Origin of the sequence: Pseudomonas sp. PH1b (assembly GCF_000633395.1) — a bacterium.
In the GTDB taxonomy this organism is placed as follows: domain Bacteria; phylum Pseudomonadota; class Gammaproteobacteria; order Pseudomonadales; family Pseudomonadaceae; genus Aquipseudomonas.
On the sequence record NZ_AYMU01000010.1, the window covers coordinates 1 to 19,815 of the forward strand.

General features: G+C 62.3%; 23 protein-coding genes, 1 pseudogene and 1 riboswitch. Of the genes and pseudogenes, 12 read left to right on the top strand and 12 right to left on the bottom strand.

Annotated features, from left to right (window positions below; all coding sequences use genetic code 11):
* Positions 1 to 44 precede the first annotated feature (44 nt).
* Positions 45 to 1,319: a uracil-xanthine permease family protein gene (locus tag U873_RS0117130; RefSeq protein ID WP_025129403.1), complete on the bottom strand. Its 1,275-nt coding sequence runs from the start codon at positions 1,317 to 1,319 to the stop codon at positions 45 to 47.
* Between the two features lie 2 nt (positions 1,320 to 1,321).
* Positions 1,322 to 1,960 carry a uracil phosphoribosyltransferase gene (upp, locus tag U873_RS0117135; RefSeq protein WP_025129404.1) on the bottom strand — a complete coding sequence of 213 codons (639 nt, stop codon included), beginning with the start codon at positions 1,958 to 1,960 and terminating at the stop codon, positions 1,322 to 1,324.
* Between the two features lie 164 nt (positions 1,961 to 2,124).
* Between upp and U873_RS0117140 the strand changes: the two genes are divergently transcribed.
* From U873_RS0117140 to U873_RS0117155, 4 genes are all read left to right on the top strand, one after another.
* On the top strand, positions 2,125 to 2,682 hold the full coding sequence (locus U873_RS0117140; protein ID WP_025129405.1) for a hypoxanthine-guanine phosphoribosyltransferase: 558 nt from the start codon (positions 2,125 to 2,127) through the stop codon (positions 2,680 to 2,682).
* A gap of 3 nt (positions 2,683 to 2,685) precedes the next feature.
* The gene (locus U873_RS0117145; protein WP_025129406.1) at positions 2,686 to 3,159 is read left to right on the top strand and encodes a WbuC family cupin fold metalloprotein; all 474 of its coding nucleotides are present in this window, start codon (positions 2,686 to 2,688) and stop codon (positions 3,157 to 3,159) included.
* A 112-nt stretch (positions 3,160 to 3,271) separates the two neighbouring features.
* Complete coding sequence (locus U873_RS0117150; protein WP_025129407.1) at positions 3,272 to 3,757, top strand: hypothetical protein; 486 nt, start codon at positions 3,272 to 3,274, stop codon at positions 3,755 to 3,757.
* Between the two features lie 62 nt (positions 3,758 to 3,819).
* Positions 3,820 to 4,107: a PA4642 family protein gene (locus U873_RS0117155; RefSeq protein WP_025129408.1), complete on the top strand. Its 288-nt coding sequence runs from the start codon at positions 3,820 to 3,822 to the stop codon at positions 4,105 to 4,107.
* Positions 4,108 to 4,173: 66 nt separating this feature from the next.
* On the opposite strand, the gene mqo is transcribed toward U873_RS0117155, so the two are convergent.
* Together mqo and U873_RS0117170 are read right to left on the bottom strand one after the other, a co-directional pair.
* Positions 4,174 to 5,685 (bottom strand): malate dehydrogenase (quinone), encoded by a 1,512-nt coding sequence (gene mqo / locus U873_RS0117160; RefSeq protein WP_025129409.1) that lies wholly within the window; start codon positions 5,683 to 5,685, stop codon positions 4,174 to 4,176.
* Between the two features lie 737 nt (positions 5,686 to 6,422).
* Positions 6,423 to 6,656 (bottom strand): hypothetical protein, encoded by a 234-nt coding sequence (locus U873_RS0117170; protein ID WP_025129410.1) that lies wholly within the window; start codon positions 6,654 to 6,656, stop codon positions 6,423 to 6,425.
* 206 nt (positions 6,657 to 6,862) lie between these two features.
* Here U873_RS0117170 and U873_RS0117175 point away from each other — a divergent pair, with 206 nt between their 5' ends.
* Positions 6,863 to 7,447, top strand: coding sequence for a YajG family lipoprotein (locus tag U873_RS0117175; protein ID WP_025129411.1), 585 nt, complete (start codon positions 6,863 to 6,865; stop codon positions 7,445 to 7,447).
* A gap of 101 nt (positions 7,448 to 7,548) precedes the next feature.
* Here U873_RS0117175 and U873_RS0117180 read toward each other — a convergent pair whose 3' ends face one another.
* Complete coding sequence (locus U873_RS0117180) at positions 7,549 to 7,755, bottom strand: hypothetical protein (RefSeq protein WP_025129412.1); 207 nt, start codon at positions 7,753 to 7,755, stop codon at positions 7,549 to 7,551.
* A 190-nt stretch (positions 7,756 to 7,945) separates the two neighbouring features.
* On the opposite strand from U873_RS0117180, the gene U873_RS0117185 reads away from it, so the two are divergent.
* Positions 7,946 to 8,233, top strand: coding sequence for a hypothetical protein (locus U873_RS0117185; protein ID WP_025129413.1), 288 nt, complete (start codon positions 7,946 to 7,948; stop codon positions 8,231 to 8,233).
* A gap of 66 nt (positions 8,234 to 8,299) precedes the next feature.
* Here the strand turns inward: U873_RS0117185 and U873_RS0117190 are convergent, their stop codons facing one another.
* A complete protein-coding gene (locus U873_RS0117190) occupies positions 8,300 to 9,466 on the bottom strand; it encodes a 1-acyl-sn-glycerol-3-phosphate acyltransferase (protein ID WP_043274592.1) in 1,167 nt (388 codons plus the stop codon).
* 140 nt (positions 9,467 to 9,606) lie between these two features.
* Here U873_RS0117190 and U873_RS0117195 point away from each other — a divergent pair, with 140 nt between their 5' ends.
* From U873_RS0117195 to U873_RS0117205, 3 genes are read left to right on the top strand one after another with little or no spacing between them, the layout of a single operon-like run.
* Positions 9,607 to 9,789 carry a CPXCG motif-containing cysteine-rich protein gene (locus U873_RS0117195; protein WP_025129415.1) on the top strand — a complete coding sequence of 61 codons (183 nt, stop codon included), beginning with the start codon at positions 9,607 to 9,609 and terminating at the stop codon, positions 9,787 to 9,789.
* Between the two features lie 14 nt (positions 9,790 to 9,803).
* Positions 9,804 to 10,064, top strand: coding sequence for a putative signal transducing protein (locus U873_RS0117200; RefSeq protein WP_025129416.1), 261 nt, complete (start codon positions 9,804 to 9,806; stop codon positions 10,062 to 10,064).
* Positions 10,065 to 10,099: 35 nt separating this feature from the next.
* Positions 10,100 to 10,720, top strand: a complete 621-nt coding sequence (locus U873_RS0117205; RefSeq protein WP_025129417.1) for an SOS response-associated peptidase — start codon at positions 10,100 to 10,102, stop codon at positions 10,718 to 10,720.
* Between the two features lie 115 nt (positions 10,721 to 10,835).
* Here U873_RS0117205 and U873_RS37590 read toward each other — a convergent pair whose 3' ends face one another.
* Both U873_RS37590 and U873_RS37595 read right to left on the bottom strand, forming a co-directional pair.
* Entirely contained in the window at positions 10,836 to 11,678 is an 843-nt protein-coding gene (locus U873_RS37590) for a methyl-accepting chemotaxis protein (RefSeq protein ID WP_371261320.1), read from the bottom strand.
* 12 nt (positions 11,679 to 11,690) lie between these two features.
* Positions 11,691 to 13,190: pseudogene (locus U873_RS37595) on the bottom strand (HAMP domain-containing protein); the annotation flags it as partial.
* Positions 13,191 to 13,249: 59 nt separating this feature from the next.
* Between U873_RS37595 and U873_RS0117215 the strand changes: the two are divergent.
* The gene (locus U873_RS0117215; protein WP_025129419.1) at positions 13,250 to 14,068 is read left to right on the top strand and encodes a M48 family metallopeptidase; all 819 of its coding nucleotides are present in this window, start codon (positions 13,250 to 13,252) and stop codon (positions 14,066 to 14,068) included.
* An 85-nt stretch (positions 14,069 to 14,153) separates the two neighbouring features.
* Here the strand turns inward: U873_RS0117215 and U873_RS0117220 are convergent, their stop codons facing one another.
* From U873_RS0117220 to U873_RS0117230, 3 genes are all read right to left on the bottom strand, one after another.
* Positions 14,154 to 14,738, bottom strand: a complete 585-nt coding sequence (locus U873_RS0117220; RefSeq protein WP_025129420.1) for a TMEM165/GDT1 family protein — start codon at positions 14,736 to 14,738, stop codon at positions 14,154 to 14,156.
* 92 nt (positions 14,739 to 14,830) lie between these two features.
* A riboswitch (yybP-ykoY riboswitch) is annotated at positions 14,831 to 14,952 on the bottom strand.
* Between the two features lie 52 nt (positions 14,953 to 15,004).
* Entirely contained in the window at positions 15,005 to 16,003 is a 999-nt protein-coding gene (locus U873_RS0117225; RefSeq protein ID WP_025129421.1) for a class I SAM-dependent methyltransferase, read from the bottom strand.
* Positions 16,004 to 16,034: 31 nt separating this feature from the next.
* Complete coding sequence (locus U873_RS0117230) at positions 16,035 to 17,000, bottom strand: 2-hydroxyacid dehydrogenase (RefSeq protein WP_025129422.1); 966 nt, start codon at positions 16,998 to 17,000, stop codon at positions 16,035 to 16,037.
* 84 nt (positions 17,001 to 17,084) lie between these two features.
* On the opposite strand from U873_RS0117230, the gene U873_RS0117235 reads away from it, so the two are divergent.
* Positions 17,085 to 17,714 (top strand): LysE family transporter, encoded by a 630-nt coding sequence (locus U873_RS0117235; RefSeq protein WP_025129423.1) that lies wholly within the window; start codon positions 17,085 to 17,087, stop codon positions 17,712 to 17,714.
* Here U873_RS0117235 and U873_RS0117240 read toward each other — a convergent pair.
* Positions 17,698 to 18,471, bottom strand: a complete 774-nt coding sequence (locus tag U873_RS0117240; RefSeq protein ID WP_025129424.1) for a helix-turn-helix transcriptional regulator — start codon at positions 18,469 to 18,471, stop codon at positions 17,698 to 17,700. The two genes, U873_RS0117235 and U873_RS0117240, sit on opposite strands and share 17 nt — an antisense overlap.
* Positions 18,472 to 18,557: 86 nt before the next feature.
* On the opposite strand from U873_RS0117240, the gene U873_RS0117245 reads away from it, so the two are divergent.
* Positions 18,558 to 19,742: an MFS transporter gene (locus U873_RS0117245; RefSeq protein ID WP_025129425.1), complete on the top strand. Its 1,185-nt coding sequence runs from the start codon at positions 18,558 to 18,560 to the stop codon at positions 19,740 to 19,742.
* The last annotated feature ends 73 nt before the right edge of the window (positions 19,743 to 19,815 follow it).

Consider the following 19,815-nt stretch of genomic DNA (forward strand, 5'->3'; position numbering starts at 1 on the left):
GGAGCCGGCAGGCCGGCGATGCGGTATCGAGCCTTGAGTGAAACCTAGATCAGCGGCTCATCGCCTTTCTTGTTCTTCCAGCCGTCATTACCGGGCAGGATCAGGTTCAGGCCGATGGCGACCACGGCGCACAGGGCAATGCCCTTGAGGCCGAAATCATCCGGGCCAGTCCCGGTTCCCACCAGAACCCCACCAATACCGAATACCAGGGTCACCGAGACGATCACCAGGTTGCGGGCTTCGCCCAGGTCGATCTTGTGCCGGATCAGGGTGTTCATCCCCACCGCGGCAATCGATCCGAACAACAGGCAGAGAATCCCGCCCATCACTGGTACCGGGATGCTTTGCAGCAGGGCGCCGAACTTGCCGATGAACGCCAGGGTAATGGCGAAGACCGCCGCCCAGGTCATGATTTTCGGGTTGTAGTTCTTGGTCAGCATCACCGCGCCGGTCACTTCGGCGTAGGTGGTGTTGGGCGGGCCGCCGAACAGGCCGGCAGCGGTAGTCGCCACGCCGTCACCAAGCAGGGTGCGGTGCAGGCCGGGCTTCTTCAGGTAGTCGCGACCGGTCACGCTGCCCACGGCGATCACGCCGCCGATGTGCTCGATGGCCGGTGCCAGGGCGACCGGGACAATGAACAGGATCGCCTGCCAGTTGAACTCCGGTGCAGTGAAGTGCGGCAACGCCAGCCAGGGCGCAGCGGCGATCTTCGCGGTGTCGACCACGCCGAAATAGAACGACAGGGCAAAGCCCACCAGCACGCCGGAGATGATCGGCACCAGGCGGAAGATGCCCTTGCCGAAGACCGCAACGATCAGGGTGGTGAGCAGCGCCGGCATCGAGATCATCATCGCCGTCTGGTAATGAATCAGCTCGCTGCCATCACCGGCCTTGCCCATCGCCATGTTGGCGGCGATCGGGGCCATGGCCAGACCGATGGAGATGATCACCGGGCCGATGACCACTGGCGGCAGCAGGCGGTCGATGAAACCGGTGCCCTTGATCTTCACTGCCAGGCCCAGAAAGGTATAGACGAAGCCCGCCGCCATCACTCCGCCCATGGTCGCCGCGAGGCCGAACTGGCCTTTGGCGAGAATGATCGGGGTGATGAAGGCAAAGCTCGAAGCCAGAAACACCGGAACCTGACGTCCGGTCACGATCTGGAACAACAGAGTTCCCAGGCCCGCCGTGAACAGCGCCACGTTGGGGTCGAGACCGGTAATCAGCGGCATCAACACCAGGGCGCCAAAGGCCACGAAAAGCATCTGGGCGCCGGACAGTATCTGGCGCCAGAGCGGATCGTTGAACTCGTCCTGCATGATCAGGAGTCCTTCTGCTTGGTGCCGAAGATCTTGTCACCGGCATCACCCAGGCCTGGAATGATGTAGCCATGCTCGTTGAGTTTCTGATCGATGGACGCGGTGTAGATGGTCACGTCCGGGTGGGCCTGCTCGACGGCGGCGATGCCTTCGGGGGCGGCGACCAGGACCATGGCGCGGATATCGCGGCAGCCGGCTTTCTTCAGCAGGTCGATGGTGGCGACCATGGAGCTGCCAGTGGCCAGCATCGGGTCGATGATCATCGCCAGGCGTTCGTTGATTTCCGGAACCAGTTTCTCCAGGTAGGTGTGGGCCTGCAGGGTTTCCTCGTTGCGGGCCACGCCCACGGCGCTGACCTTGGCGCCCGGGATCAGGCTCAGCACGCCTTCGAGCATGCCAATACCGGCACGCAGGATCGGTACCACGGTAATCTTCTTGCCAGCGATCTTCTCGACCTGGACAGGGCCGCACCAGCCTGGAATCTCATAGCTTTCCAGGGGCAGGTCTTTGGTGGCTTCGTACGTCAACAGGGCACCGACTTCCTGAGCAAGCTCGCGAAAATTCTTCGTGCTAATGTCTGCGCGGCGCATAAGGCCAAGTTTGTGTCGGATCAGCGGATGGCGGATCTCACGGATGGGCATAGGGAAAGGCTCCGGCGGCGGGCAAAAAAACCGGCCTAGATTAATCTATCCGGGGTTGTTGTCCTATAGACATAAAGTACGTTAGTCCAGAAACGCTTGATCTGGCCCTGCGGGATGCGTACCTTTGCCCGCTTTTCCGAAACTGCCACCCCTTGGAGAGCGCCATGTCCGCTGATCTCGAGCATATCCGTCAAATCATGCGCGAGGCTGACTGCCTGTACACCGAAGCTGAAGTCGAGGCGGCCATCGCCCGGGTCGGTGCACAAATCACTGAAGAACTGGCTGAGCGCAATCCAGTGGTGTTCTGCGTCATGAACGGCGGCCTGATCTTCGCGGGCAAGCTGCTGACCCACCTGCGGTTTCCCCTGGAGGCCTCGTACCTGCACGCGACTCGCTATCGCAATGAAACCAGCGGCGGCGAGCTGTTCTGGAAATCCAAGCCGGAAGTGTCCTTTATTGACCGCGATGTGCTGATCATCGACGACATCCTCGATGAAGGTCACACCCTTGGCGCGATCATCGATTTCTGCAAGCACGCCGGTGCCCGTGCCGTTCACACCGCAGTGCTGATCGACAAGGATCACGACCGCAAGGCCCGTCCTGACCTGAAGGCCAACTACATGGGCCTGCCTTGTGTCGACCGGTATGTTTTCGGCTACGGCATGGACTACAAGGGCTACTGGCGCAACGCCGCCGGCATCTACGCCGTGAAGGGCATGTAAGACATGTCCGAGCCGAGCTTTCTCGATCAAGCGTTGTTCAATGAACTGGCCGAGAAAGCTGCGGCCAATCCCCGTGGCCGTCAGCACCATAACTTCCATGCCATGGAAGAGCCTTGCCACCGCATGGCGGTGGGCCTGCAACCCTCGACTTATGTGCCTCCGCATCGCCACCTGAGCGCCGACAAGGCCGAGACCCTGCTGGTCCTCAAGGGGCGGCTGGGTGTGCTGATTTTCGATGAGGCGGGCCAGGTGCTGGGCAAGCGGGTATTGCAGGCCGGTGGCGACTGCGTGGGGGTGGACCTGCCGGCCGGGGTGTTCCATGGCCTGGTGGTGCTGGAACCCGACAGCCTGATGTTCGAGTGCAAGGCCGGGCCTTATCGTCCGGTGGGTGAGGGCGAGCAGGCCTGTTGGGCGCCGCGCGAAGGCGAGCCCGGCGTGGCCGAGTATCACGCCTGGATGCGCGCCCAGTTCGACTGACTTCCCGGCTCGCTGTTTGGCGCTGGAGCCTGCCGCGATCGCGCGAGGCTGTGGTGGAAGATTTGCTGCAAAAACCCGTGCTAGAGTGCTCGGCCCTTGTCTGGAGCCTGTCATGAGCCTGTTGATTCGCAGTAGCGCGGTCCTTCTTCTGAGCTTGAGCCTGCCCCTGGCAGCCGCTCCGGCCCCCTTGCATGGGCAGTTCCTGCCTCCAGACGACCTGACCCTGCGTGACGCGGTCCCTGAGCAGCAGCAGTTGCTGCAGGTTACCGAGTATTCCGTGGTGATCGGCAGCCAGCGCCAGTCCAACCAGCAGCCGATTCCCGTGACCTCGCCGGTATGGGTGCGGCTCAAGGGCAAGCCGCTGAACAAGGGCGCCACCATCAGCCAGGTGCTGGTGAATTTCGACGGTGAAAGCAAAAGCCTGAAAAAGCCGCAATACGACGCCAAGAGCCGGACCCTGACCCTGTACTACCCCCTGGCTCAATACCGGGCGGTGATGGACCTGCTGCGCAACGACACCGTGTATTGCCAGTTCCTCAGCTACGCCAACGGCCATATCTGGGCCGACTTGCACACCGGCAGCGTGCGTCCGCGTTGAGGCAGGATGCGGCCTGAGGGTAAACTGCCCGCCCGTGAAATGTCTGCGAGCTGGAGTCGGCAATGCGTAAAGATAAGAAACAAGTGATTGGTGACGAGATCGCCGATGAGCAGATCAAGTTGTTCCTCGATTTCGAGCCGGTCGACGCGACTTCGCCGTCCCTGCACAAACTGATCAAGGCCTACCGCGGCCTGCGCATCGATGACTTCGAACGTTTCCTGACCTTCTTCGTCGCTGCCGGTCTCGACCTAGACGGCAAGGATGAACAGGGCCAGACCTTCGTTGACCTGATCCGCGATCAGCGCAACGCCGCCGACTACATCGAGCTGATGGACAACGCCCGCGGCTGATCCACTCGCAGGCATAAAAAAACGCCCCGTCCTTTGCAGGACGGGGCGTTTTTCATTCACGGCAGATCAGGCGCAGGTTTCGGTTTCCTTGCTTGGCTCGACCAGCTCCAGGCACAGGTTGTTCTCGCTGTTGATCTGGTGGTACAGCGCGGCGTCGGTTTCCAGGATCTTTTCCCGGGCCGGGAAAATTTCCTTGAGCTTGGCAGCCCACTCGCCGCTGGCCTTGGCCGGGAAGCAACGTTCGATCAGGTCGAGCATGATCGAGACGGTCACCGAAGCGCCTGGCGAGGCGCCGAGCAGGGCGGCCAGAGAGCCGTCCTTGGCCGCCACCAGTTCGGTGCCGAACTGCAGGATGCCGCCTTTCTTCGGGTCTTTCTTGATGATCTGCACCCGTTGCCCGGCCACTTCCAGGCGCCAGTCCTCGGCCTTGGCCTCGGGGTAGAAGCGGCGCAGGGATTCCAGGCGCTGCTCCATGGACTGCATGACTTCGCTGACCAGGTACTTGGTCAGGTCCATGTTGTCCCGGGCCACGGCCAGCATCGGGCCGATGTTGCCGGCGCGAACCGACATCGGCAGGTCGAGGAACGAACCGTGCTTGAGGAACTTGGTGGTGAACCCGGCATAAGGCCCGAACAGCAGGGACTTCTTGCCTTCGACCACGCGGGTGTCCAGGTGCGGCACGGACATCGGTGGCGAGCCCACGGCCGCCTGGCTGTAGACCTTGGCCTGGTGCTGCTTGACCACTTCCGGGTTGTCGCAACGCAGCCACTGGCCGCTGACCGGGAAGCCGCCGAAGCCCTTGCTTTCTTCGATGCCCGAGGCCTGCAGCAGCGGCAGGGCCGCGCCACCGGCACCGAGGAACACGAACTTGGCATCGACTTCACGGCTGTTGCCGCTGTTGACGTCCTTGATGCTCACGGTCCAGCCGTTGGCCTTGTTGCGCTTGAGGCCGGTGACACGCTTGCAGTACTTGACCTGGGCATCGGGAGCGCTGGTCAGGTGCTTGAGCAACTGATTGGTCAGGGCGCCGAAGTTGACGTCGGTGCCATTGAGCACGCGGGTGGCGGCGATGGTTTCGTCCGCTGGGCGGCCCGGCATCATCAGCGGCATCCACTCGGCCATCTTGGCCTTGTCTTCGGTGTATTCCATGTCCGCGAAAGCGTGGTGCTGGCTCAGCACTTCAAAGCGCTTCTTGAGGAAGGACACGCCTTTGTCGCCCTGCACGAAGCTCAGGTGCGGCACTGGGCTGATGAAGGACTTGGACGAGCCGAACGTGCCTTTCTTGGTCAGGTAGGACCAGAACTGCTTCGACACCTCGAACTGGGTGTTGATGTGCACGGCTTTCTTGATGTCGATGCTGCCATCGGCGGCCTGCGGCGTGTAGTTCAGCTCACAGAGGCCGGCGTGGCCGGTACCGGCGTTGTTCCACGGGTTGGAACTCTCCGCGGCACCCGAATCCATCAGCTCGACGACTTCCAGCTTGATTGCGGGGTCGAGCTCTTTGAGCAGTACAGCCAGGGTGGCACTCATGATGCCTGCCCCAACCAATACCACGTCGACTGCTTCGTTATGCGCCATTAACGCGTCTCCAAAATCTGCAGCACCAAATTGACGGCATGGCTGCCAGGAGTGATGGGGCGGTTCACGTGATGCCCCAGGTTACCCATGGCCAGGATCGCCATGTCCGAATCTTCGCAATTTTTTGCAACTACTACGGACGCTGCCAACCGGGCCTCAAGGTGCGTATGAACGCATCTCGGGGAGCCCCGGGCAATTCGACTTATGGTCGATACATCCGTTCGTGCAACCAAATCCGTCAGCGGACAGGCATCAAGCGCATGTATCTGAGGCGTGCTCGGTCCTGTGTAATCGGGCTGTTGTAGAGGTCAATGGTGCCAGTTCAGACGCAAAACTATTCATTTGCTCGCCACACTCTTGTGAAGTTGTGAAAACCCGTTTTTTCACGCTCTTTTGAAGACGTGAACCTCAAAAAAGGGCTGCCTCGGCCTGGCACCTGGCCCGAGCGGTGATGCCGGCATGACGGCATGCAGGCACAACGGGCGAACAGTTTCAGTGTCCGAGCAATGGCAGCTCTGCAGATGCGCGAAAAGTGGAGGTTTGCAAGGTGGACAGCAAGCACGCCAGCTTCACTCGATCTGTGTGGGCGGCTCTCTGTGGGCGGTGCGGGGTGCCAAAGCAGTGGCGTTGGCGGTACTGCGAGGCCCGATCAGGAGACGTCCTTATAATCGGGGGGAGATTGTAACGAAGAAATGCGCAGAAATGATCCTGTTTCGCGACTTTTATTAGGCTTTTGGTCAGGTGGCCAGTATCGGTTGCACCCTGGGCAGTGCGCAGGTCGGACTGACACGGGCATTGGCAGGCAGCGCCTGGTGCAACCAGTTCAGGCGAATTTCCTCTATTTCCACCCAGCCATCCCCCACTGGCGGCAGCGGGCTGTGCTTGAAGGCCTGGCAGCGGCCCTGGCTGTCGAGCAGGGCGAAGCTGCGAAATGGCTGACGCGGAGCGAACAGGGAGCGAAGGAAGTTCATGGCCAGGCACCTAGTTGTATCAATGACGATAAGGATCTCTTCGGGCCGTTACATCATGATGTATTGCGAGTGAACGGCAGGTTACAGGAACCCGCTTGTACGGGACCTGTCTGAGTCGTGACTAAGTCCTGCCTGATGCTGGTTTGCCGCCGGTGTGCACCGCTATACTGCGGGCCGGTTTGTGCCTGATTCCTGGAGAGATGAGCATGTTGCAACGCCTGTTGTTCGGTTTGATCACTGTGACCAGCCTGTCGCTGGTGGGTTGCGCCCACAGTCCGCAACAACTCAGCCCGGAGCCGAAGCTCACGACCCAGCTGGCGCCTGTGGGGCACGGGCAGCCGGTGGTGGTGAAAGTGGTTGATGGCCGCCCATCGCCGACTCTGGGGACCCGCGGTGGCCTGTACCCGGAAACCAGCGCGATCACCGTGCAAAGCGCGCAAATCCTGCCCAAGCTGCAGGCCCAGGCCGAAGCAGCGGTACGCTTGCTGGGCTTCACCCCGACGGTCGCGGGTGGCAACGCTCCGCAGTTGACCGTGACCCTGGCCGAGCTCAAGTACCAGTCGCCCAAGGAAGGCCTGTACGTGACCGAGGCGACCATCGGCGCGACCTTCCGCTCCGATGTGCAGAACGCCAACCGTCGCTACAGTGGCCGTTACGGCGCCTCCCTGGACCAGCGTTTCGGCATGGCGCCTAACCAGGACACCAATACCAAGCTGGTGAGTGACGTACTCAGCGATGCGCTGACCCGTCTGTTCAAGGACCCGACCGTCGGTCAGATCCTCGGCGAATAAGCCCAGGCCTGGGAGGAGGCGCCAGGGTTGACCGGCGTTGCGCCCAGCCACTAAAAAGCCCGGCTCGCTGATGGGCGGCCGGGCTTTTTCATGGCTGCGTTTCAGGCCGCCTCGACGTAGAAGTCCAGGATGCTGACCCCCGTCAGCAGATCGGTCTCCGGCAGGTCCGCGTGCTGATGCCCGCCCAGGGCGCAATACACCAGCCAATGCCGGTCCTGAACGTTGAAGGCCAGAGCGCCCACCAGCGCCTGCTGTTCCTCGCTGGGGGCGATCAGGTAGAGGCGATCCTGGTTTTCTGCGTGCAGCATGACAAGCTCCGTGGGGCATCGAGGGGCGACAGACTGTCCTGTTTAGATGACGAAAGGATGACGTTCTAAATTAATGGACCGGCGCCTCGTTACTGGTCGGAAAGGCCCGCGTGATTTTCCGCGGATTGAGTAGAATCCGCGCCGCGGGTGCACTCGATGGCCCGACTACAGGTTTCACTCGAGGTTCATGATGTCGCTGCAACTGATCTGGTCGATGTTCAACGCCCACCCCGCCAAACTGATCAATCTTCTCGCCTTGCTGCTCGCCTGTCCGGGCAGCTGGCTGCTGCACGCCACCCGCCGTCGTGAGCGCCGGGCCCTGGCCAACCTGGCGCTGCAAAGCGAAGGTCGGGCAATGGATCAGCCCCTGCTGATGCTCGATCCGGCCACCCTGCGCATCAATCGGTTCTTCTACCGCTTTGGCTTTGCCTGCCTGGGGCTGGCGTTGCTGGTGTCCTGGATCAGCACGCGTTTCTGATCCCGTCCCGTACGACAGATATGACAACGGCGCCCGAAGGCGCCGTTGTGCTAGGTGCTGCTGCCGTTACAGGGGCAGGCCGGCCTTGACCCGGTACTGATTGCGTACCGGATTGGCATATTGCAGCACCAGGTAGGGGCGATGCTCCGCTGGGCAGGCGTCCAGCCGGCGTTGCCACTCTTCCTTGGCCTTGGCCAGTTCTTGCGCCGGGAATACTTGGGCTGCGGTCGGCACCTGCAGTTGCGGGTCGGCGGCGTCCCACTGGGCATACGCCAGGTAGTGCACCGGGAACAGCCGATAACCGCCGAGAATCTGCCGGTCCATTTCCACGGCCAACTGCTTGGTGTCCTCGAACAGTTCGCTGATGGGGGCGGCGAAGTTCACGTGGACCCGACCCTTGTACCCGGTGATGCCCTTGGCGATGCTCACGTCATCCTCCCCTGGCGCCTTGGTGTAGCTGCCGGTGGTGGCGCGGATGTACAGCTCCCGGGCCTTGGCCTGGTCGCAGGGGTCGTATTCGTAGCTGATGGACACCGGAGTCAGGTTCAGCGACTGGATGACTTCGCCGAAGGGCTCGTCCTTGCGGCTCATGTGGAACATCTTGAGGATCGCCGACTCGGTGCGATCGTCGCCATCCTTGGCCCGGCCTTCGGCCTGGGCAATCCAGATCGACTGGACGTCGTTGCGGATCGAATGGTTGATATAGGCCGAAAGCAGTTGATAGGCCGCGAGCTTTTCCCGTCGGCCGCTGATGGAGCGGTGGACGATGAAACTCTTGTTCAGGCGCATCAGGTCGCTGACGAACGGCTTCTGCAGCAGGTTGTCGCCAATGGCGATGCGTGGCGTCGGCAGGCCGGCGTGGTACACCGCATAGTTGACGAAGGCGGGGTCCATGACGATGTCGCGGTGGTTGGCCAGGAACAAATAGGCGGTCCCCGACTTGAATTGCTCGACGCCGGTGTAGGTCACGCCGTCGGTGGCCCGCTCGATGGTGTGATCGACATAGAACTCGACCTTGTCCTGCAGGGTGGCCACCGAAGTCACTCCGGCGAACTCGCGGCGCAGGCGATGGGCGATCAGGGGTTTGAGCAGCCAGCCCAGGGTGTTGGCAAAACGCGGGAAGCGGAAGTGGGTGAGGATATCTAGAAACGCCTTGTCGCTGAGCAGCCGGGCCAGCACCGCTGGTACTTCGCTGTCGTGGTAAGGTCGGATGGCATCGAATTCGCCCATCATGCTCTCTTGTTAGAAACGGCTAGGGTAAGAAAAGGTTCGGATCGAAAAAAGGCCGGGCACGGTCTGAAAAATCAGCTCAAACAAAAAAAGCCCTGCAAATAGACCGGCGATTATACGCATAAGTCACTCTGGAGACGGCGATGCTGGAAACCGACCATTACCAATGCCCTTACTGTGGCGAACAGGCGGAAGCGGTGCTCGACCTGTCCGCCGGCGATCAGACCTATATCGAAGACTGCCCGGTGTGCTGCCGGCCCATTGTGTTCCACCTGCAAACCGATGGTCAGGAATGGATGCTCGACGTTCGCAGTGAAAACGACTGAGGGGAGCGGCCTTTATGCAGCGCATCTACGAGCCGGAAAACCTGATGGAAGGCGAGTTGCTCCAGAGCATGCTGGCCAGTGAGGGCATCGAGGCCCACCTGCAGGGGCGCGACCTGCTGGGCGGGGCAGGGGAGTTGCCGTTGTTCGGGCTGTTGGGACTGTCGGTGGAAAATCACCAGGCGCAACAGGCGCGGGAGCTGATCGCTGCGTACAATGCCGCCCTGCCGTTACCCTTTGAAGAACCGGACAGTTTTGCCGGGGTGCTGGTCTGTTAGGCTGAGCGCCGATTTGCCGAGAGTTGTATTGCCCCATGTGTGGACGTTATGCGCTGTTTCGCTGGAACCCCGCGTTTGCGGCCTTGCCGGGATTTCCCGCGGACCAGCAGGCGCAGTGGAATATCTCGCCCAATGATTCGGTGCTGATCCAGCGCGCGGAGCACGGCCAGCGGACTTTGGCCCGGGCCCGCTGGGGCCTGACCCCGCCCTGGTTGACGGACCTGTCGCGCACCCCCGCCCATGCCCGGGCGGAAACCCTGGCCGAGCAGCCGATGTTTCGCCAGGCGTTCCGTGAGCGCCGCTGCCTGTTGCCGGCCAATGGTTTCTACGAGTGGCGCGGCGGTAGCCGCAAGCGGCCTTACTGGCTGACGCCAGGAGAAGGGGCATCGATCTTCTTTGCGGCGATCTGGGAGGCCTATCCGGTGCAGGAGCAGGTCTGGTTGAGCACCGCGGTGGTGACCCAGGCCGCATCGAACCTGCGGCGCCCGCTGATTCTCGATGCCGCTGCCCAGGACATCTGGCTCGACCCCGAGACACCCCTGCATGCACTGCAAGCCCTGCTGGCCAGTCCACCTGCCACCTTGCGTGAGCGGGTGCTGGCCAATCTGGTGAACGATCCCAAGCTCAACGGTCCCGAGTGCCTGACCCCCGCCTGAAGCATCAACGGCAGGAGCTGGCTGTAGGAGCTGGCTTGCCAGCGAAGAGGCCCCCTGGATTCCTGCCCAGGCCAAGATCGCTTTCGCCGGCAAGCCGGCTCCGACAGCTCCTTGATTACACCTTGAACTGATTGATCAGGCGCCGTTGCTGCTCCGCCAGCTTGGTCAGCCCGGCGCTGGCCGCGCTGGACTCATCCGCTCCACCGGCCACCTCGTTGGCCACCTGGCCGATATTGATCACGTTGCGGTTGATGTCCTCGGCCACCGCGCTCTGTTCCTCGGCGGCACTGGCGATCTGGGTATTCATGTCATTGATCACCGACACCGCCTGGGTGATGGTTTCCAGGGCCTGGGCTGCCTTGGCCGCGTGTTCCACACTCTGGTCGGTCTTGTGCTGGCTGTCCTCCATGACCCGCACCACTTCCCGGGTGCCCTGTTGCAACTGCTGGATCATCGACTGGATTTCTTCGGTGGCCTGCTGGGTTTTCTGCGCCAGGTTGCGCACCTCGTCAGCGACTACGGCGAAGCCCCGACCTTGCTCGCCGGCCCGAGCGGCTTCGATTGCCGCGTTGAGGGCCAGCAGGTTGGTCTGCTCGGCGATGCCGCGAATGGCAATGAGGATGGCGTTGATGTTCTCGCTGTCCTTGGCGAGTGTCTGCACCACGCCCACCGCACGGCCGATTTCCTCGGCCAGGGCGCCAATGGCGCTGGAGGTGTCGCGCACGATCTGCATGCCCTGGCTCGCAGCCTGGTCGGCGTGGCTGGCCGCTTGCGCGGCCTGGGTCGCGTTGCGCGCCACGTCCTGGGCGGTGGCGGTCATCTCGTGGACCGCGGTAGCCACCTGATCGATTTCCACCATCTGCTTGTGCACGCCCTGGTTGGTGCGAATGGCAATGTCGGCGGTGTGTTCCGAGGAGTCGCTGACGCTCTGTACCGAGGTCACCACCTGGCTGATCATTGCCTGCAGCTTGGCCAGGAAGGTGTTGAAGCCTTTGGCGATGGAGCCCAGTTCATCGGCACGGTCACTGCTCAGGCGCCGGGTCAGATCGCCTTCGCCCTGGGCGATATCGTCGAGCATGGCCACCATCTGCCGCAGTGGCCGGGCAATGCCGTGCCCCACCAGCCAGATCACCAGCAGGCCGATGCCGGCGATCACCAGGCCGACCATGGCCATACCGAAGGTGTCAGCCTTGCGCTGCTCGGCCAGATCGCTCTGCAATTTGTTCAAGTCGGCCATCACCGCGTTCAGCGGCAACTGCAGCATCAGGGTCCAGTGCGCATCGGTCTGGCCGATGCCGAAGGGCAGGTACAGGCTGATGATGTCGTCGGCCTGATCGACGTCATAGGTCACTTCGCCGCGCTTGAGGCTGGACAGTTTGGCGACGGTGTCGCTGTTGAGCACGTCGCTGACTTTTTCGCCGAACTTGCTCGAATCCTTGGTGTAGGCCACCAGGCGACCATTGCCGCCGATCAGGGCCATTTCTCCGGCGCCGCTGTAGAGCTTCTGATTGGCCGCCACCAGCATGTCCTGGATGAAGTTCACCGAGAGGTCGGCACCGACGATGCCCTGGAACTTACCGTCGAGCAGGATGGGCTGAATAAAGGAGGCGAGCATCACCACCTTGTCGCCGACCTTGTAGGGCGCCGGGTCGATCACGCAGGGCTTGAGGCTTTCCTTGGAGCACAGGTAGTACTCGCTGGCTCGCACGCCGGTGGACAGAACCGTCTGGTCGTTGACGTCGGCCAGCTTGTCCAGGCCCAGGCTGGCGTCCTGGTTGCGGAACCACCAGGGCAGGAAGCGGCCGTTGGCCGCATCGATACCGACCACCGAAGTGCCGATGTAGGCGGCGTCGTTGTGGTCGATGGCATTGGGTTCCCAGCCGATGTAGGCGCCGAGGATCTTCGGGTTCTGGGTGACGTTTTCCTTGATCAGGGCGATCACCTGCTCACGGCTCAGGTTCAGCTGCGCCTGGCCGCGGGAGTCCTGGCTGCCCATCAGGGCGTTGACTCGCACCAGGCCGCCGGCAATCAGCAATGGCGCTTCCAGTTCCCGCTGGATCTGGCTGACCTGGGTCTGGGCCAGGCCGCTCAGGCGCTGTTCGATGACTTGCTCGAACTGGGTCTGGGTCCGTTGTTGCACCATTTCCTGGGTCCTGGCCCCGGAGAACAGGGCATACAGCACCAGGGCTGCAACCACGCTGAGGACGATGGCTCCGGCCAGTGCGGCCACAGAAAACTGGATCGACTTGAACTTCATAGAGGCTCCGGCGCAGGAATTTAGGTCTGCCGAGCTGTATCGGCCGCCGCCACGCTGGCCATTAGCCTTGATTGGAAAAATGACTGTTTTGCAGAGGTGGATGTCGCTATTGGCGAGGGGAGGGGCTGGTCGCGGGCGGGTTGCAGGCGGATATGAATTTTTTGCTGCAGGGCGGGTGTGTATCCCAATTGCGACCAATAGTCCGTTTTGCATCTGGCGCGGATACAGTTCCGCCCTTAGGATACGCGCCACGTTTTCAGGGAGGTTTCATGATGAAGAAGTCGTTGGTTGTTTGTGCATTGAGTGCAGCAGTACTGCTCAGCGGTTGTGAAACGGTCAATACCACCAGCGGTGGCGTAGTGGGTGTGGATCGCAAGCAGTCCATGTTCAGCATGGTGTCCAGCGCTGAAGTCAATCAGTCCTACGCTCAGTCCTACCAGGAGACCCTGGGTGAGGCCAGCAGCCAGGGCGTCCTGGACAAGACCAGCGCCAATGCCAAGCGCCTGCAGGTCATTGCCAATCGCCTGATCGCCCAGGCACCGACCTTCCGTCCCGACTGCGCGCAGTGGAAATGGGAAGTCAACCTGATCAAGAGCGACGAGCTCAACGCCAACTGCGGTCCTGGCGGCAAGATCATTTTCTACTCCGGCCTGATCGAGAAGCTGAAGCTGACCGATGATGAAATCGCTGCGGTCATGGGGCATGAAATTGCCCACGCCCTGCGTGAGCATGGTCGTGAGGCGATGTCCAAGCAGTACGCCGTGGGTGCCGGCAAACAGATCGCGACCCTGTTCGGCGTGCCGCAAGAGACCGTTGCCCTGGGCGACAACGGGGTCAACCTGTTGATGACCCTGCCCAACAGCCGCGAGAACGAAAACGAAGCGGACCTGATCGGTCTGGAACTGGCCGCCCGTGCCGGTTACAACCCGAACGCGGCCATCAGCCTGTGGAACAAGATGGGCCAGGCTGCAGGAGGTTCCGCACCGCCTGAGTTCATGAGCACTCACCCGGCTTCCACCAGCCGTATCGCCTCCTTGCAGGCGGCGATCCCCAAGGTGATGCCGTTGTATGAGGCGGCCAAGAAGTCTTGATCCCTTCGCGTCATTGTCAATGACGCTTTCGCCGGCCAGCCGGCTCCTACGGGTTGCGTAGGGGGCCGCTGGCCGGCGTTTTCATTTACAGCCAGCCGCTGCTCTGCATGGCCTTGTACACCGCCACCACGGCGAGGATCACAAAGGCCGATGCCGCCAGGCGACGAATCAGGGTCAGGGGCAGTTTGTCTGCCGCGAAGTTGCCAGCCAGGACCACCGGTACGTTGGCGATCAGCATGCCCAGGGTGGTGCCGATGATCACCAGCCACAGGTCCGGATACTGCGCGGCCAGCATCACCGTGGCGACCTGGGTCTTGTCACCGATTTCCGCCAGGAAGAAGGCGATCAGGGTGGTCAAGAAGGGGCCGAACTTGCGGGCGGTAGTGGCTTCGTCGTCATCCATTTTGTCCGGAACCAGGGTCCACAGCGCAGTGGCGGTGAAGCTGGCGGCGAGAATCCAATGCAGGGTCGCGTCCGAGAAGAAGCTGCCAAACCAGGCACCTACCGCGCCAGCGGCCGCATGGTTGGCCAGGGTCGCGGCGACGATGCCGGCGATGATTGGCCAGGGTTTGCGAAAGCGCGCGGCAAGAATCAGGGCAAGCAGTTGCGTCTTGTCGCCGATTTCGGCCAAGGCAACGATTGCGGTGGGAACGAGTAGGGAGTCCAGCATCATCAGGGTTTTCCTAAGGGGCGGGTCGACACGGCTATGACACGTACAGCCTTCCCGCCCCGGGTAAGGTGTGCGTGTCATAGGTCTTGTCAAACCCTGCGGTCCGTCTGTGCGGACTCTTGGGTCGCATGCGCCATGGTCTGTTGACCAAGTATGTTGACGCATGCCGGACGAGCGTGGCGCTCGTGGGAGACTACTCCCCTAGGACGGAGCGGATTCTGCCTAGGCAAAATCCTTTCGGCAAGCCTTGTTTGTGAAAAAGCCTGTCAGCCGCGCTTGGCCCGATAAATCCGGAAGCCCTGGCCTTCGGCCTTGATCGCGCAGGGGCCGAGGTGCTCTTCGATCAGCGGCTGGTAGCGCAGGAAGCTGTTGGCGACTACCCGGAGTTCGCCACCTTTTAACAGGTGTTTAGCTGCTTTTCGCAGCAAGTTTTCCGTGGCTTGGTAGTCGGTGTGGACCCCGGTATGGAAGGGTGGATTGGTCAGGATGCCGTTCAGGCCCATGGGCGCGGCGTCGATGCCGTCACCAGTCAGCACCTCGGCTTCCAGACCGTTGGCAGCCAGGGTCAGGCGGCTGCTGGCGGCGGCGAAGGCATCGACATCCAGCAAGGTCACGGTGTTGTGCGGGTAGCGGCGTTTCACGGTGGCCCCCAGCACTCCAGCGCCGCAGCCGAAGTCCAGCACATGACCGTCGGGCAGATGGTCCAGGTGCTCCAGCAACAGCGCGGTGCCACGATCCAGGCGTCCGTGGCTGAACACCCCGGGCAGGCTGATGACCTTCAACGGCCCTTCGGCCAGGGGCAGCTCATACTCCTGGGCCAGGCTTTCCAGAGGCACCGCTTCGGGGGCGCTGGCCACGGTGACCTGCCACAACTGGCAGTGCCGCGCGCTGTCGAGCTTGCGCGGTTTGCCGAAGGGATTGAGCTGCTTGGCGGCGCTTTCCACGCCACTGCGTTTTTCTCCGACCAGGTACAGCTCGCGGCCGGCCAGGCGCGAGGCCAGGGCGTTGAGCAGGTAGTCGGTAAGGTCCTTGGACTTGGGCAGGAACAGCACTGCACTGTCGAAGGCGTGCGCCGGAGCGGTCACCCCAAAATGGCTGCGTCCGGGAAAGCGTGCTTCCAGGGCCGCCTGGTCACCGGCGTGCCAGCTCCAGCCCCGGGCATTGGGCAGGCGGCCGAGCAAGTCGTCCGCGGCCAGGCCGGCCAGCAACAGTGAGCCTTGAAACAATTCAGCCTGGCGTAGCAGCACTTCACTGCGTGTGTCCATGATCCGCACCCGAAAAAAATGGCGAAGTTTATCAACTCACGACCCGTAGCGGGGCACCACTGAAGAACCCCCGGGCATTTTCCGTCAGTTGGCCAACGATTCGCTGGCGGGCTTCGCGGCTGCCCCAGGCATTGTGCGGGGTCACGATCAGGCGCGGGATGTCGCTAGCCAGCAGCGGATTGCCGGCAGAAGGTGGCTCGACCGTCAGGACATCGGTGGCGGCACCGCCCAAGTGACCGCTGCGCAGTGCGTCGGCCAGGGCCTGCTCGTCAATCAGACCGCCACGGGCGGTGTTGACCACCAGCGCTCCGGGCTTGAGCAGGGCCAGTTCCCGGGCCGCGATAAAGTTGCGGGTATGTTCATTGAGTGGGCAGTGCAGGGTCAGGGCATCCACCTGAGGCAGCAGCTCCTCCAGGGGAACGCGATCCGGCCGGGCCGGGCGGCCGGGGATCTGCCCCAGCAGCACACGCATGCCGAAGGCTTCGGCCAGGCGGGATACGGCGCTGCCCAGCTCGCCATTGCCCAGCAGGCCCAGGGTCTTGCCCGCCAGCTCGATAATCGGGAAGTCCAGCAGGCAGAACTGTTGTGCTTGCTGCCAGCGGCCCGCTGCCACCGCCTGCTGGTAGTCGGCGACCCGTGTGGCCAGGTTGAGCAGCAGCATCAGGGTGTGCTGGGCCACCGATGGGGTGCCGTAGCCCTGGCAATTGCTGACGATGATGCCCTGGCTGCGGGCCGCAGCCAGGTCGATATTGTTGGTGCCGGTAGCGGCCACCAGGATCAGCCGCAGGTCGGGGCAGGCGGCCAGGGTCTCGGCATTCAGCGCGACCTTGTTGCTGATGGCGATCTGGGCGCCCTGCAGGCGTTCAGCGACCTGCTCTGTGCTGCTGTGGGCATGCAGGTGCAAGGTGTCGAAACTGTCATGCAGCGCCCCCAGATCCAGGTCGCCCAGGTCCAGTGAGCGGTGATCGAGGAAGACGGCGCGGCGATTGTTGGTCATGAACTGTACCTTTTGCACGAAGGATCTAAGGCGTAATCTGCCGAGCCTAACAGATGAAATAATTAGACATACACAGGAGCCTGCATGTACTTCACCGAGTTCTTGACCGTTGCCCTCATTCACCTGCTGGCGGTGGCCAGCCCGGGCCCGGACTTTGCCGTGGTAGTGCGCGAGAGCGTGACCCACGGCCGTCGCGCCGGAACCTGGACAGCCCTTGGCGTGGGCTGCGCGATCTTCCTGCACGTGGGTTATTCGCTGCTGGGGATTGGCCTGATCGTTTCCCAGTCCATCGTGCTGTTCAATGCTCTGAAGTGGCTGGCGGCGGCGTATCTGCTGTATATCGGCTACAAGGCCCTGCGGGCCCAGCCAGCCAAACCGGCGGCGGACGACCTGCACAAGGAGGCCGGGATTCGCACCGCGCGTGGTGCCTTCACTTCGGGCTTCGTGACCAATGGCCTGAACCCCAAGGCGACCCTGTTCTTCCTTTCGCTGTTCACCGTAGTGATCAACCCGCACACGCCGTTGGCGATTCAGGCCGGTTATGGCGTGTACCTGGCGGTGGCCACCGCCGTGTGGTTCTGCCTGGTGGCCATGCTCTTCAGTCAGCAGCGGGTGCGCGCCGGCTTTGCCCGCATGGGCCACTGGTTCGACCGCACCATGGGCGCCGTGCTGATCGCCATCGGCGTGAAGCTGGCCTTCACCGAGATGCATTGATCTCGCTGAGTTGATTCAGGGTCGCCACGTAATGCCGTGGCGTGTCCCCCAGCAAACGGCAGAACATCGCGCTGAAGGCCCGGGTGCTGCCGTATCCCAACGAGTCGGCCACGCTGTGCACGCTTTCCCCGGCGAGCAGGCGTGGCAAGGCTTCCATCAGGCGCACCTGCTGGCGCCAGGCATTGAAATTCATCTGCATCTGCTGCTGGAACAGCCGCGCCAGGGTTCGTGAGCTGGCGCCGACCTGCTGCGCCCAGTCTTCCAGGGTATGGGGGTGGTCCGGGGTCTGTAGCAAGGTTCGGCAGATGGCTTGCAAGCGCCGGTCCTGGGGCATGGGAATGTGCAGCGGAAGGTTTTCCAGGGCGGCGATTTCTTCCAGCATCAATTGCTGGATCAACGGGTTCTCCGCCTGTCGCGGACCTTGCACGGCTCGCAGGATCAACTCCCGGAGCAACGGCGTGACTGCCAGCACACAGCATTGGCGTAACGAGGGTGGCGACAGTTCCGGGTCGATGAACAGAGAGCGCATGCGCACTTCACCAACCATGAAAATCTCATGCTCCACCAACGGCGGGATCCACACCGCGCGGCTTGGCGGGATCACCCAGGCGCCTTGAGCGCTGACCACGCGCATGGTGCCGCAGGCGGCATAGAGAAACTGCGCCTCACGGTGGCAGTGCAGTTGCTGATGCGCGGTATCGGGGTAATCCCGGGGGTAGGCACTGACCGGGCCATGGTGGAAGTGGTCAATTAACATGTCTGATCCGATGACTTTGTTGTCAGGAATGCGATGGATTGCCAAATTAGCATAAGCGGCACAACAACCCACCTTGGTGTATCGCCATGAATCAAGCCCGCAACGTGATCCGCTACGTCAACGCCGCCCATGTCATCGATCACATGTTCATGCTGATCTTTCCCGCTGCTGTGCTGGGCATGACCCAGGCCTTTGGCCTGGACTATGCGGCGCTGATCGGCCTGTCCCTGGGCGGTTTCATTGCCTTTGGCGCCTGTTCGCTACCCGCCGGCTGGCTGGGGGACCACTGGAGCCGGCGGCAGATGATGTTGCTGTTTTTCTTCGGCATCGGCGGCGCCTCGATCCTCACGGGGCTCAGCAACAGCCCGACCATGCTGGTGATCGGTCTGACCCTGATGGGGGTCTTCGCCGCTATCTATCACCCGGTAGGCACCGCGATGCTAGTGGCCTATGCGCAGAATCGCGGGCGCGAGATCGGTATCAACGGCATGTGGGGCAACCTTGGCGTGGCCTTCTCGGCCTTGATCACCGGCTTGCTGGTGGCGCAGTTCGGCTGGCGCTCGGCGTTCATCCTGCCGGGGAGCGTGGCGATCCTTCTGGGCATTGGCTTTGCCTTGCAGGTGCGTGACGAGCCGATCCCCGTGCGCGCCCATGTACCGCTCAAGGGCAAGGGCGGACAGCAGATCTCCATGTTCCTGGTGTTTGGCGTGCTGGCCCTGGCCACGGCTACCGGCGGCGTGGTGTTCAACACCACCACCATGACCTACCCGAAACTGTTCCAGGAACGCCTGCATGAGTTGTTCACCTCGCCCCAGACACTGGGGGTGGTGGTCAGCCTGGCCTACGCCTTCGGTGCAGTGGCGCAGTTGTTGATTGGCCGGGTGTTGCACCGCTTCAGCCTGAAATGGCCGTTCATCATCCTGACCCTGCTCCAGGCCCCGTTGCTGCTGGCGATGGCCGACAGCCAGGGCTGGAGTGTGATCGTCCTGGGGGCGGCCTTCATGTTCGTGGTGTTCGGCCAGGTCACGGTAAACGATGCCATGGTCGCCAATTTCGTTGCGCCCCAGTGGCAGTCGCGGGTCTTCGCCTTGCGTTACTGCCTGTCGTTCGGCGCCAGTGCCACGGCGATTCCGTTGATCGCTGTGGTGGAACCGCGCCAGGGCCTGAACGGCCTGTATCTGATTCTGGCGGGGTTCGCGGCACTGACTTTTGCCGCGGCGCTGGCCTTTCCCCGCACCCCGGCGGAAGCGGCGGTGGGGCAAAGCGCTTGAGGTCTCGCAGGGCCGTAACAATGCTGGCCTGAAGCTAGTATTTGTACGGCTCTGCAAATCATCCCTTTGGCTG